Here is a 12,894-nt window from a genome sequence, read left to right as displayed (position 1 = left end):
CTTACTTCCCTCCGAACAGGCGCTTGAGCAGGCCGGGCTTCTCGTAGTCGGTGAAGCGCAGGGGCTTTTCTTCGCCCAGGTAGCGGGCCACCACGTCTTTGTAGGCCTCGGCCACGTCGGTGTCGCGCAGGTGAATGGCCGGCAGGCCCTGGTTCGACGCTTGCAGCACCGCTTCGGATTCGGGGATGACGCCGATCAGCTTGATGCGCAGGATGTCTTCGATGTCGGTCAGCGACAGCATTTCGCCGTCGTTGACGCGCTTGGGGTTGTAGCGCGTGAGCAGCAGGTATTCCTTGACGGGCTCGTCGCCTTCGATGGCGCGGCGCGACTTGGCGGCCAGGATGCCCAGGATGCGGTCGGAATCGCGCACCGACGAGACCTCGGGGTTGGTGACCACCAGGGCGTCGTCGGCGAAGTAGGCGGCCATCAGGGCGCCCGTTTCAATGCCGGCGGGCGAATCGCACACGATGTAGTCGAAACCCATTTCCTTCAGGTCTTCGATGACCTTGGCCACGCCTTCCTGCGTCAGCGCGTCTTTGTCGCGGGTTTGCGAGGCCGGCAGAATGAACAGGTTCTCGAGCTGCTTGTCCTTGATCAGCGCCTGCTTCAGCGAGGCTTCGCCCTGGATGACGTTGACGAAGTCATACACGACGCGGCGTTCGCAGCCCATGATGAGATCCAGGTTGCGCAGGCCGACGTCGAAGTCGATGACGGCGGTCTTGTGGCCGCGCATGGCCAGTCCGGACGAAAAGCTGGCGCTGGTGGTGGTCTTGCCCACCCCGCCCTTGCCGGATGTCACCACAACAATACGTGTCATGACCAGTTAACCCTTATGTTCGAATAAATCGCGTTATCGTAAAGCAAAAAGCCGCTGTAAGGCTTCTTACAAGATGTAGACATGGTGGCGGCGCGCAACGCGCCAGCCTTTACTTCTTCAGGGCTTCTACCCGCAGCGTCTCGCCGTCCAGGTGCACCAGCGCGGGCTGGTTGTGCAGCGAGCTGTCGAGCTTGTCTTCCACGACCCGGTACACGCCGGCCACGGCCAGCAGCTCGGCATCGAGCTGGGTGGTGAAGATGCGCGCCGAGGTGTCGCCGCGCGCGCCCGCCATGGCCTTGCCCCGCAGCGGGCCGTAGACATGCACGTTGCCGTCGGCGATGACTTCGGCGCCCTGGCTGACCATGCCGATGACGACCAGGTCGGTGTGGCGCGCATAGACGCGCTGGCCCGAGCGCAGCGGCTTGGTAATGACCAGGGCCGAAGCCGGCGCGGCGGCCGCGGCCGGCGGTTCGGGCGCGGGCGCCGCCTGGGCGGGCTCGGCCGGGGCCGGTTCGGCCTGGGCGCTGTCGGCGGCCGGCGGGGCGCCGGTTTCCAGCGCGGCGGCCGGCACGGCGGGCACCGGGGTGGCCGCGTCGTTGGGCGGGGCGGTTTCCACCGCGGGCGCCGGGCGCGCCGGGGGCGTGGACAGTTCCACGGCCGCCAGGCCGGCGGCCTGGGCCGCCGCCAGGTTGGCGCCTTCGGCCACCACGCCGATGGGCGGCAGATTGTGGCCGCGCAGGGCCGCCAGCAGGGCGGGCCAGTCGATGGGGGCGTCGACGCGGCTGGCGTCGATCACCACCGGCTCGTTCTCGAAGAAGCTGCCGGCGTCGGCCATGCGCTGGTCCAGCGCGGCGGTCAGGCGGTCGAGGTCGGCGTCGTGCAGCACCACGCGTATGGCATACAGCGTGGCGCTCTTGAAATCCAGGGCAAGGGAATCAGTAGTCATGGTCGGACGGAATCAGGCCGTGGCCCAGGAATCGCGCAGCGTGACGATGCGGTTGAGAACCGGCGCCTGCGGCGTGGAATCTTTGCTGTCGACCGTGAAATAGCCCAGCCGCTCGAATTGCCAGGTGGCGCCCGGCTCGGCCGCCGTGCCGGGCTCGAGCCAGGCGTCGACGGTTTCGCGTGAATGGGGGTTCAGGCAGGCCAGGAAGTCTTTGTCGCCGGCGTCGGGGTGCGGGTCGGAGAACAGGCGGTCGTACAGGTGCACGCGCGCCGGCACGGCGTGCGCGGTGCTGACCCAGGTGATGTTGCCCTTGACCTTGACGCTGTCGGCGCCGGGCGTGCCGCTTCTGGTGTCGGGCAGGTACTCGGCCTGCACTTCGGTGACGCGGCCGGATTCGTCTTTGGTGAAGCCGGTGCAGCGCACCACGTAGCCGTACTTCAGGCGCACCAGGTTGCCCGGGAACAGGCGGAAGTATTTCTTGGGCGGTTCTTCGCGGAAATCGTCGCGTTCGATCCACAGTTCGCGCGTGAACGGGAACTGGCGCGAGCCGGCCGCCGGGTCGTGGGGGTTGCGCGGCGCCGAGCAGGCTTCTTCCTGGCCGGCCGGGTAGTTGGTGATGACCAGCTTGAGCGGGTCCAGCACCGCCACCGAGCGCGGCGTGCCGGGGTCGAGCTCGTCGCGCACGGCCTGTTCGAGCAGGCTGTAGTCGATGCGCGAGTCGGACTTGGACACGGCCGTGCGGTCGCAGAACAGCCGGATGGCCGACGGCGGGTAGCCGCGCCGGCGCATGCCGAACAGCGTGGGCATGCGGGGGTCGTCCCAGCCGTCGACGTAGCCTTCGCGCACCAGCTGCAGCAGCTTGCGCTTGCTGGTGACGACGTAGGTCAGGTTCAGGCGCGCGAATTCGTATTGGTGCGGCAGCGGCCGGGCCAGTTTGCCCAGCTCGGCCAGGCGGGCCAGGATCCAGTCGTAGAACGGGCGCTGGTCTTCGAATTCCAGGGTGCAGATGCTGTGCGTGATGCCTTCCAGCGCGTCTTCGACCGGGTGCGCCCAGCTGTACATGGGGTAGATGCACCACTGGTTGCCGGTGCGGTGGTGCGTGGCGTGGCGCACCCGGTACATGACCGGATCGCGCAGGTTGATGTTGGGCGAGGCCATGTCGATCTTGGCGCGCAGCACCAGGCTGCCGTCGGGGTGCTTGCCGTCGCGCATCTCGGCCAGCAGCGCCAGCGATTCGGCGGCCGGGCGGTCGCGCCAGGGCGAGGCCACGCCGGGCTCGGTCAGGGTGCCGCGGTTCAGGCGGATCTGCTCGGGCGATTGTTCGTCGACATACGCGTGGCCCGCCTGCACCAGCGCCTGGGCGAATTCGTACATGAAGCCGAAGTAATCGCTGGCGAAGTACAGGTTGTCGTTGCCGTCGGCCTTCCAGTCGAAACCCAGCCAGTGCACGGCCTCGATGATGGCGTCGACGTATTCCTGGTCTTCTTTCTCGGGGTTGGTGTCGTCGAAGCGCAGGTGGCACACGCCGCCGAAGTCGCGCGCCAGGCCGAAATTGACGCAGATGCTCTTGGCATGGCCGATGTGCAGGTAGCCGTTGGGCTCGGGCGGGAAGCGGGTGCGGATGCGCGCCGGGTCGGGGGCGCCCTGCGCCTGCGCCGACGCGGGCCCGGGAGCGCCCGCCCAGCGCTTGCCCTGGAAGCGGTCGGCCTGCAGGTCATCTTCGATGATATTGCGCAGGAAATTGGTGGCGGCAGGCGGCGTCGGGGCGGTGGTCATGCTTGGAGGAATAGGAAAAGGCGGCAGCAAAGCGTCAATTTTGCCACGTCCGCACCCCAATGCCGTCCAAACCCGTCCCCCACGTTCCAGAAACAGGCTCTACACTACCGGCCATCATGGATATCGTCCCCCTGCTACTGGCCCGCATCCAGTTCACCGCCAGCCTCAGTTTCCTGGCCTTGTTCATGGCCCTGGCGCTGGCCCTGTCCTGGCTGCTGCTGTTCTTCAAGCTGCGCGCGCACCGCACCGGCCTGCCGGGCTGGACCGCCGCGTACCGTTTCTGGGTGCGCATTTTCGCCCTGTCATTCGTGCTGACCCTGGCGGCGGCGCTGCCCGTGCTGATCCAGGTGGGCAGCCTGTGGCCCGGCCTGATGGACAAGATCGGCAATGTGGCCGGCCCGCTCATCGGCTTCGGCGTGCTGTCGGTATTCATCCTGAAATCCTGCTTCCTGGGCGTGATGCTGTTCGGGCAGCGCCGGGTGTCCGAGCGCATCCATACCCTGGCCGTGTTCATGGTGGCCGCGGGGCAGGCGGTGGCGCTGTTCTGGGTGCTGGCGCTGCAGTCATGGGTGCAGACGCCGGCCGGCGCCACCCTGATCGACGCCCGCTACCAGGTGTACGACTGGAACGCCGCCATCTTCAACCCCTCGCTGGGCTGGAACCTCGGGCTGATGGCCCTTTGGTCGGCGCTGGCCGCCGCCTTCCTGATCCTGGGCGTGACCGCGCTGCAGGCCATGCGGCGCCCGCTCGACGACGGCGAGCGCTGCGCGTTCAAGACCGCGCTGGTGGCGGCGGTGGCCGCCTCGCTGCTGCAGGCGCCGGTGCTCGACGGCGCCGGCCGGGTCATGGCCGAACATCAGCCCGCCAAGGCGGCCGCCGCCGCGGGCTACTGGCACAGCGGCGCCGAACCCGGCTGGACGCTGTTCGGCTGGCCCGACGCCCGCGTCCAGGCCAACCGCGCCGCCCTGGCGCTGCCGGGCGTGGGCGGCGACTGGCTGGGGCGCGATGCGCAGGGCGTGTACCAGGGGCTGGACAAATTCTCGGGCATGCAGCCGCCCGTGGCGCTGACCTTCTGGGCGCTGCGCGTGGCGCTGCTGCTGGGCGCGGCGATGCTGCTGGTGTCGTGCACGACACTGGCGCTGGCGGCGCGGCGCGGCATGGACCCGTCCCTGCTGCCGCGCTGGTGGCTGCGCGTGATCGTGGGCACGCTATACGCCGGCGGGCTGGCCGTGCTGGCCGGCGGCGTGTTCTCGCTGGTGGGCATGCAGCCCTATGCCGTCAATGCCACCATCACCCAGACCGAGGTGCTGGGCACGGCCGGCACCGCCACCCTGGCGGCCAGCCTGGCCGGCTACCTGGTGCTGTACGGGCTGCTGCTGGCCGCCTTCAACGGCATGCTGTTCCACGCGGCCCGCTACGGGGTGGTGCCGGTGCGCAAACCCGGAGGATCGCCCCAATGATCGACATGCTGGCCGCCTCGCTGGGCGTCAATGCCAACGACCCCACCTTCTGGATGCCGCTGGTGTTCATGGGCCTGCTGTTCCTGCTGATCGCCGGCGGCATCGTGCTCGACGGCTTCGACCTCGGCGTGGGCATGCTGCTGCCGCTGGCGCCCGCCGACGAGCGCGGCCGCATGATGACCCTGCTCAGCCCCTGGCGCGACGCCAATGAGTTCTGGCCGCTGCTGGGCATCGGCCTGTTCGCCTCGGCGTTTCCGCTGGCCTGGGGCGTGATCTTCGGCAAGCTCTACGGCCCGCTGGCCCTGATGGCGCTGGGCCTGGTGCTGCGCAGCGTGTCGTTCGAATTCCGCATCCGCGCCCGCGCCGAACTCAAGCCGCGCTGGATCCTGGGCTTCTGGCTGGGCTCGGTGGCCACGGCGTTCGGGCAGGGCATGATCCTCGGGCGCATCGCCACCGGCTACCAGACGGCCGCCGGCTACGGCTGGTTCGCCGTGCTGATGGGGCTGTGCGCGGTGGCCGCCTATGTGCTGCTGGGCGCCGCCTGGCTGGTGATGCGCGTCGAGGGCGACCTGCAGCGCCGCGCCGCGCGCTGGGGGCGCCACGCCATCCGCTGGACGGCCGTCGGCATGGTGGGCACGTCGGTGATGCTGGGCCTGGCCAATGCCGGCATTTTCTACAAATGGAGCAACCCCGGCGGCCTGGCCGTGGCGGTGGTCGTCTGGGCGCTGATGCTGCTGTGTTTTTCCAGCGCCGAAATGCTGCTGGCCCGCGTGCCCGGCCGGGGCGAGGCCAACAGCCGGCTGCCGTTCGTGCTGTGCGTGGTGCTGTACCTGCTCATGCTGATGAGCCTGGCCTACAGCCTGTTCCCGTACCTGATCCTGGACGACATGACCCTGTGGGACGGCACGGCCTCGATCGGCTCGATGCGGCTGGTGCTGGCCGGCGCGGTAATTGGCGTGCCGGTGGTGCTGATTTTCAACCTGCTGGCCTACCGCTCGGTGTTCGGCAAAGAGCGCCGCACGGCCTAGGGCCGCCAGGCCCCGGTCAGGCGGCCGCCAGCGGCAGGGCGATACGCACCAGCAGGCCGCCGCTGTCGGCGCGCAGCAGCGCCAGCGTGCCGCCGTGGGCCCGCGCGATGGCTTCGGCCAGGGCCAGCCCCAGGCCCACATTGCCGGTGCGGGTGCGGGCGTCGTCCAGCCGCGCGAAGGGGCGCAATGCCTCGCTGCGGCGCTCGGGGGCGATGCCGCGGCCGTGGTCGGCCACGTCAAGTACGGCCATGCCGCCTTCGCGGCGCAGGCTGATGTCCACCGGCGGTTCGCCATGATGCAGGGCATTGCCGATCAGGTTGTCCAGCAGCCGGCCCAGCGCCACCGCGTCGCCCTGCACGGTGATGTTGTCGTCGGCCATGTCCAGGCTGACCGATGTGCCGGTGCTTTGCCAGCCGCCCACCCGCTCGGCCAGCCACGCGGGCAGGTCCAGCGGGGCGTAGCGGTAGGCGGCCGGATCGGTGCCGCGCACAAAGCCGATGAACTGGTCGACCATGTGCTGCATGTCCTGCAGGTCTTTGCGCAGGCCTTCTTTCAGGGCGGGGTCGTCGGCCATCTCGATGCGCAGCCACATGCGCGACAGCGGCCCTTTCAGATCGTGCGGCAGGCCCGACAGCAAGGTGCGGCGCACCGAGTCGGACTCGGCCAGCGCATCCAGCATGGCGTTGAAGCGTTCGCCCAGGGCGCGGGTTTCGCTGGGCCCCGACGGCTGCACGCGCTGCGGCTGTCCGGCCGCCAGGCGGTCGGCCGCCTCGGCCAGGCCGGTCAGCGGCCGGGTGATGTGCCAGGAAAACCCCGCCGCCAGCAGCAGCACCAGGCCCAGGCCGCCCAGCCAGACGGCCACCAGCGGCGTGGCCACCGGCGGGTCGAGCCGGTCCAGCGGGATGACCAGCCATTCGCGCAGGCGCGGCGCGTCTTCGGTATCCGGATTGCGGGCCAGCGAAATGAAGATTTCGGGGTCCGGCCCGTGCGACAGCGCCACCCGGGTACCGTCGTTGAGCCGGTCGTTCAGTTCGCGGATGGGCCCGCGCAGGTCGCGGCGAATGTCGTCGGGCTGGTTGTCGTGCATGGCGCGGAACCGCTGGCGCCGCGCTTCGCGCTCGCGCTCGTCGTCGGCGGCGCGGTCGGGCGGCGAGCCGTCGGCGGGGCGGCCGGCGCCATCGTGCCTTGGCGGCGGCGGGCGGTTCAGGCGCTGCAGCCGGGCCTCGGCCGGCAGCGTGCGCGACCATAGCCGCCATTGGTTCTGCGAGGCGTTGCGCACGAAATCGGCCCGCTCTTCGGCCGGGATCTGCGACACCGCCGCCCGCAGCGTGCGGATGGTGGTGGCGATGTAGCCGATGGCGACGTCTTCCAGGAATTTCTGGCGGTAGTACGACACGGTGGCCAGCGTGGCGGCCTGGGCCAGCAGCACGGCGCCCAGCACGAGCAGGATCAGGCGCGCCCGCAGCGAGCGCGGCAGCAGGAAGCGGGTCAGGCGGTTCATGCGGCGCGGCGGGTCAGGGCGAAAAGCGGTAGCCGATGCCCCAGACCGTCTGGATCCAGCGCGGCTGTTTCGGGTCGTCTTCGATGGCGCGCCGCAGGCGCAGGATGGCGATGTCGATGGCGCGGTCGTTGCGTTCGCCGCCGTCGTCGTCGCGCGCCAGCGCCAGCAGGCGCTCGCGCGACAGGGGCTTGCCGGCATTGCGCACCAGCGCTTCCAGCAGATTGATCTCGCCGCCCGTCAGCTTGACCGGTTCGCCGTCGCGCAGCAGCTGCCGCATGGCGGGGTCGAACACGAACGGGCCGAAGTTGACCGGCGCGTCTTTGGTCAGGGCCGACGGCCCGCGCTTGCGGCGCAGCACGGCTTCGATGCGCGCCAGCAGCTCGCGCGGGTCGAAGGGCTTGCCCAGGTAGTCGTCGGCCCCGGCTTCCAGGCCGATGATGCGGTCGACCGCCTCGTCGCGCGCGGTCAGCAGAATGACGGGGATGTCTTCGCCCTGTTCGCGCAGGCGGCGGCAGGCGTCGGCGCCGTCGCCGCCCGGCAGCATGCGGTCGAGCACCAGCAGGTCGGGCGCATAGCGCGCGATGCGGGCGGCCAGGTCGTTGGCGTCGGGCGCCAGCAGGGTGTCGTAGCCGTGCCGGTTGAGATAGTCGGCCAGCAACTGCCGCAAGGCGGGATCGTCGTCGACGACCAGCAGCTTGGTGTGTGGGGTGTCCATGGGTGCCATAGTGGCTGCGGATCAGGCGGCCGGCAAGAGGCGAGAAATGGATTGAAATATACCGTGACGCGATGCGCTTTCACTAAAATATCGTCGGAACCCCTTGCGCCCGTTCAACGACGTTTACAGATGCCCCGCTTTTCGGTCTTTACACTGTCCGGTGTCATGACCCTGCGCAATTTGCCTCGCAAGCGGATGTCCCGCCCGCTTTCGGCCGCCTTGCTGGCCTGCAATATGGCCCTGGGCGCCTGCGCCACGCTCGAGCCCCCGGCCGCCGACCACGCCGCGCCCGCGCCGGCAGCGCCGGCGGCGGCGGCCCCCGCGCCCGCGCGGCCCCCGGCCCGCTACGACTGGAACGAGATCGAGCGGGCGGCGCGCCAGGGCATATCGGTGCTGGCGCCGGCGCAGCCGCTGCCCGTCGCGCCCGCCGCCCTGTCCGAGTCGCGCGAGCTCGACCTCGATCCCATGCCCTGCAGGCTGACGCCGGCCGAGGGCTTGACCGACGCTTCTTTGCAGCCGCCCGCGGGCCTGGCCGACGCCGCGCAGCGGCCGCCGGGGCCGGATGCCACCGGCACGATCGACGCCCCCATCGATGCCGGCACGGCCGCCGCCGCCCTGCCCATTCAGTGCGCCAACCTGTTTCCCGACGTGGCGCCGGTGCCGCCGCAGGATTACGCCTTCGGCCTGGAAACCCGGGACCCCGTGCCGTACGGCTCGGTCATGGTGGTGACCGGCGTGGCGCAGCCTGCCAACCCGTGGTTTTCGTCGGTGGGCTCGCAGCAGGGCTTTTCCTATGGCGGCGGGCGCTGGACTTACCGCGACACGGCCGGCCCGACCGTGGCGCTGGGCAACCTGACGGCCAACGCGCCGATATGGGGCAGCGCCGTGCCCATCGGCGGCCTGCAGGTGGCCGACTGGGCCGGCGGGGCGCAGCAGGTGCCGCAAGGGCGGCTGGCCTATTCGTCGACGGTGGGCGTGCTGAACTACACCGACACGGCGGCCCAGTCCGGCGCCATCGATTATGGCGTGACGGCCGGCAGCGGCGCGCTGCGCTACGGGCTGACGCCGGCCCTGACCCTGGAAAGCCAGATGCAGAGCGCCCCGGACCTGTCCACGCGCGGCCTGGGCAGCACCTATTCGGCCGGCGAACTGGGCACCTTCCAGGCGGGCGCCACGCAGAGCAGCTTCGACCACATCAACGCCTGGCGCTACCGCTTCGGCTACAACGTCAGCCTGTTCGAATCGGTCAGCCTGGCGGTCACCAATGAACAGATCGGCGCCGGGTTCGGCGACCTGTCGCAGTACCGGAATGGCGCGGCGGCGGCGCCGCAGATGCGCAATACGCTGGCCGCCGGCGTGCCCATCCTGGGGTGGGGCACCCTGACCGGCACCTATACCGGGCTGCGCGAATCCGGCGAAGCCATCGAGCAGCGCTTCGGGCTGGAGCACAGCATGCTGGTGGCCCCCAGCGTGCGCCTGGCGGTGGGCGCCGACCGCGACGTGGTGACCGGCGATTACGAAATGCGCGCCGGCGTCACCATGCCGGTGGACGCCTTCGTGCGCGGCCGCTGGCTGCCGTGGTAGAGCCGTTTGCGCGCGCCGCCGCCCCGGCCGCTTCAATGAGGCTTAAAATCGCCGCCATGACGCTTTCCGCTACTACCAATGTCTGACCCGCGCGCCCAGGGCGTCCTGCAGCGCGTTTTTGGCTACGAATCCTTCCGCGGCGACCAGCAGGCCATCGTCGAGCATGTCATCGGCGGCGGCGACGCCCTGGTGCTGATGCCTACCGGCGGCGGCAAGTCGCTGTGCTACCAGGTGCCGGCGCTGGTGCGCGAGGGCACCGGCGTGGTGGTGTCCCCCCTTATCGCCCTGATGCAAGACCAGGTCGACGCCCTGACCGAGCTGGGCGTGCGGGCGGCATACCTGAATTCCACGCAAGACTGGCGCGAGGCGCGCGACGTCGAGCAGGCCTTCCTGGACGGCCAGCTCGACCTGCTGTACGTGGCCCCCGAGCGGCTGCTGACCGACCGCTGCCTGCAGTTGCTGGAACGCGGCCGCATCGCGCTGTTCGCCATCGACGAGGCGCATTGCGTATCGCAGTGGGGCCACGACTTCCGGCCCGAATACCTGGGCCTGTCGATGCTGCACGAGCGCTGGCCCGACGTGCCGCGCATCGCGCTCACGGCTACCGCCACCGCCGAGACGCGCGTCGAGATCGCGCAGCGCCTGGCGCTGGACCAGGCCCGCCATTTCGTGGCCAGCTTCGACCGGCCCAACATCCGCTACCGCATCGTCGAGAAAAACGAGGTGCGGCGCCAGCTGCTGGACCTGATCCGCAGCGAGCACGAGGGCGAGTCGGGCGTGGTGTACTGCCTGTCGCGCGCCCGCGTCGAAGAAACCGCCGAGTTCCTGTGCCAGAACGGCATCAACGCCTTGCCGTACCACGCCGGGCTGAGCGCGGCCGTGCGGGCCCGCAACCAGTCGCGCTTCCTGCGTGAAGACGGCATCGTCATGGTGGCCACCATCGCTTTCGGCATGGGCATCGACAAGCCCGACGTACGTTTCGTGGCGCACATCGACCTGCCCAAGTCGGTCGAGGGCTACTACCAGGAAACCGGACGGGCGGGCCGCGACGGCTTGCCGGCCACGGCCTGGCTGGCCTATGGCCTGCAAGACGTCGTGCAGCAGCGCCGCATGATCGACGAATCACCGGGCGACGAAATCTACCGGCGCCGTCTGGGCCAGCAGCTCGATGCCATGCTGGGCCTGTGCGAAACCGTAGAGTGCCGGCGGGTGCGCCTGCTGGCCTATTTCGGGCAGACCATCACGGCTTGCGGCAATTGCGACGTCTGCCTCGAGCCGCCGCAGTCCTGGGACGGCACGGTGGCGGCGCAGAAAGTGCTGTCGGCGGTGTACCGCCTGTGGAAAGAACGCGGCCAGCGCTACGGCGCCGGCCACATCATCGACATCCTGCGCGGCAAAGACACCGACCGCACCCGCCAGCACGGGCACGAAACCCTCAGCGTATTCGGCGTGGGCGCCGATCTTTCCGAAAATGCCTGGCGCGGCGTGCTGCGGCAGCTGCTGGCGCAGGGGCTGCTGACTGTGGACCACGAAGGCTACGGCACCCTGGCCCTTACCGAAGGCAGCCGGGCCGTGCTGAAGGGCGAACGCCAGCTGATGCTGCGGCGCGAATCCGAGAAAAAAGCCCGCGCCGGCAAATCGGGCGGCCGGGCGCGCGCGGCCGCCATCGAGCTGCCGCCCGATGCCCAGCCGCTGTTCGACGCCCTGCGCAATTGGCGCGGCGAAGTCGCCAAAAGCCATGGCGTGCCGGCCTATGTGATTTTCCACGACGCCACGCTGCGCGAGATCGCGCTGGCGCGGCCGGCCTCGATGGACGAGCTCGGGCACATCAACGGCGTGGGCACGCGCAAGCTGGAAGCCTACGGCGACGATATCCTGCGGCTGGTGGCTTGAGCCCTATTTGTTGAACAGTTCGCCGCTGCCCGAGGGCGGCGCCAGGCCCAGGTGCCGCCAGGTGGTCTGCGTGGCCATGCGGCCGCGCGGGGTGCGCTGCAGGTAGCCGTGCTGGATCAGGTAGGGTTCGATGACGTCTTCGATGGTGTCGCGCTCTTCGCCGATGGCCGCCGCCAGGCTGTCCACGCCCACCGGGCCGCCGTCGAACTTGTGGATGATGGCTTCCAGCAGCTTGCGGTCCATCAGGTCCAGGCCCTGCGGGTCGACTTCCAGCATGGCCAGGGCGCGGCCGGCCGATTCGGTGTCGATGACGCCGTGCGATTTCACCTGCGCATAGTCGCGCACGCGCCGCAGCAGGCGGTTGGCGATGCGCGGCGTGCCGCGCGAACGGCGCGCCACCTCGGCGGCGCCGTCGGGCGTGATCTCGGCATTGAGCAGGCCGGCGCTGCGCGTGACGATGCGCGCCAGGTCGTCGGCGTTGTAGAACTCCAGGCGCGACACGATGCCGAAGCGGTCGCGCAGCGGATTGGTCAGCATGCCGGCGCGCGTGGTGGCGCCGACCAGGGTAAAGGGCTGCAGGTCCAGCTTGACGCTGCGCGCGGCCGGGCCTTCGCCGATCAGGATGTCGATCTGGAAGTCTTCCAGCGCCGGGTACAGGATTTCTTCGACCACCGGCGACAGGCGATGGATTTCGTCGATGAACAGGACGTCGTTCTTTTCCAGGTTGGTCAAGAGCGCGGCCAGGTCGCCGGGGCGCTCGAGCACCGGGCCGGAGGTCTGGCGCAGCTGCACGCCCATTTCGTGGGCGATGATGTGGGCCAGCGTAGTCTTGCCCAGCCCCGGCGGGCCGAACAGCAGCACGTGGTCCAGCGCCTCGCCGCGCTTGCGCGCGGCGGCGATGAAGATTTCGAGCTGTTCACGGGCCCGCTGCTGGCCGACATATTCCTGCAGCGCCTTGGGGCGCAGGGCGCGTTCGATGGATTCTTCGTTGGGCGACACCGGCTGCGGTGTCACCAGGCGAGGAGCGTCGGGCAGAGAGGAAAGCGAGTCGGACTGAATGGCCATGGTCGGGAATGGGGCTGGCGGCGGGGCAAAGAAAAGGCAGAGGCCAGCGCAAGCATCGTACACCACGGGGCGGGTGCTGGAAACGGCGCCGCCGTGTCCGGCCACAAGC

The 12,894-nt window shown here is 69.7% G+C and carries 10 protein-coding genes; 4 read left to right on the top strand and 6 right to left on the bottom strand.

All coding sequences use genetic code 11. The features are described from left to right. Position 1 precedes the first annotated feature (1 nt). The 3 genes from minD to J2P76_RS11185 all read right to left on the bottom strand — a co-directional run bounded on the left by minD (position 2) and on the right by J2P76_RS11185 (position 3,539). Complete coding sequence (gene minD / locus J2P76_RS11195; RefSeq protein ID WP_207407312.1) at positions 2 to 817, bottom strand: septum site-determining protein MinD; 816 nt, start codon at positions 815 to 817, stop codon at positions 2 to 4. A 109-nt stretch (positions 818 to 926) separates the two neighbouring features. Further along, positions 927 to 1,763, bottom strand: coding sequence for a septum site-determining protein MinC (gene minC / locus J2P76_RS11190; protein WP_207407310.1), 837 nt, complete (start codon positions 1,761 to 1,763; stop codon positions 927 to 929). Between the two features lie 12 nt (positions 1,764 to 1,775). Further along, positions 1,776 to 3,539, bottom strand: coding sequence for a glutamine--tRNA ligase/YqeY domain fusion protein (locus tag J2P76_RS11185; protein WP_207407308.1), 1,764 nt, complete (start codon positions 3,537 to 3,539; stop codon positions 1,776 to 1,778). 116 nt (positions 3,540 to 3,655) lie between these two features. Here J2P76_RS11185 and J2P76_RS11180 point away from each other — a divergent pair, with 116 nt between their 5' ends. Next, positions 3,656 to 4,999: a cytochrome ubiquinol oxidase subunit I gene (locus tag J2P76_RS11180; protein WP_207407306.1), complete on the top strand. Its 1,344-nt coding sequence runs from the start codon at positions 3,656 to 3,658 to the stop codon at positions 4,997 to 4,999. Continuing rightward, entirely contained in the window at positions 4,996 to 6,027 is a 1,032-nt protein-coding gene (locus J2P76_RS11175; RefSeq protein WP_207407304.1) for a cytochrome d ubiquinol oxidase subunit II, read from the top strand. The genes J2P76_RS11180 and J2P76_RS11175 overlap by 4 nt, the downstream gene beginning before the upstream one ends. 16 nt (positions 6,028 to 6,043) lie before the next feature. Here J2P76_RS11175 and J2P76_RS11170 read toward each other — a convergent pair whose 3' ends face one another. Both J2P76_RS11170 and J2P76_RS11165 read right to left on the bottom strand, forming a co-directional pair. Further along, positions 6,044 to 7,528: an ATP-binding protein gene (locus J2P76_RS11170; protein ID WP_207407302.1), complete on the bottom strand. Its 1,485-nt coding sequence runs from the start codon at positions 7,526 to 7,528 to the stop codon at positions 6,044 to 6,046. 13 nt (positions 7,529 to 7,541) lie between these two features. Next, on the bottom strand, positions 7,542 to 8,243 hold the full coding sequence (locus J2P76_RS11165; protein WP_207407300.1) for a response regulator: 702 nt from the start codon (positions 8,241 to 8,243) through the stop codon (positions 7,542 to 7,544). A gap of 129 nt (positions 8,244 to 8,372) precedes the next feature. Here J2P76_RS11165 and J2P76_RS11160 point away from each other — a divergent pair, with 129 nt between their 5' ends. Both J2P76_RS11160 and recQ read left to right on the top strand, forming a co-directional pair. Then, positions 8,373 to 9,827: a fimbrial protein gene (locus J2P76_RS11160; RefSeq protein WP_207407298.1), complete on the top strand. Its 1,455-nt coding sequence runs from the start codon at positions 8,373 to 8,375 to the stop codon at positions 9,825 to 9,827. A gap of 78 nt (positions 9,828 to 9,905) precedes the next feature. Beyond that, entirely contained in the window at positions 9,906 to 11,720 is a 1,815-nt protein-coding gene (recQ, locus tag J2P76_RS11155; RefSeq protein ID WP_207407296.1) for a DNA helicase RecQ, read from the top strand. A 3-nt stretch (positions 11,721 to 11,723) separates the two neighbouring features. Here the strand turns inward: recQ and ruvB are convergent, their stop codons facing one another. Continuing rightward, on the bottom strand, positions 11,724 to 12,785 hold the full coding sequence (ruvB, locus tag J2P76_RS11150) for a Holliday junction branch migration DNA helicase RuvB (RefSeq protein WP_207407294.1): 1,062 nt from the start codon (positions 12,783 to 12,785) through the stop codon (positions 11,724 to 11,726). Positions 12,786 to 12,894 lie beyond the last annotated feature (109 nt).

Source organism: Bordetella petrii, from assembly GCF_017356245.1.
GTDB lineage: Bacteria > Pseudomonadota > Gammaproteobacteria > Burkholderiales > Burkholderiaceae_B > Bordetella_A > Bordetella_A petrii_D.
Note: the sequence above shows the minus strand (reverse complement) of the source record. Positions and strands in the feature narration are given on the sequence as shown.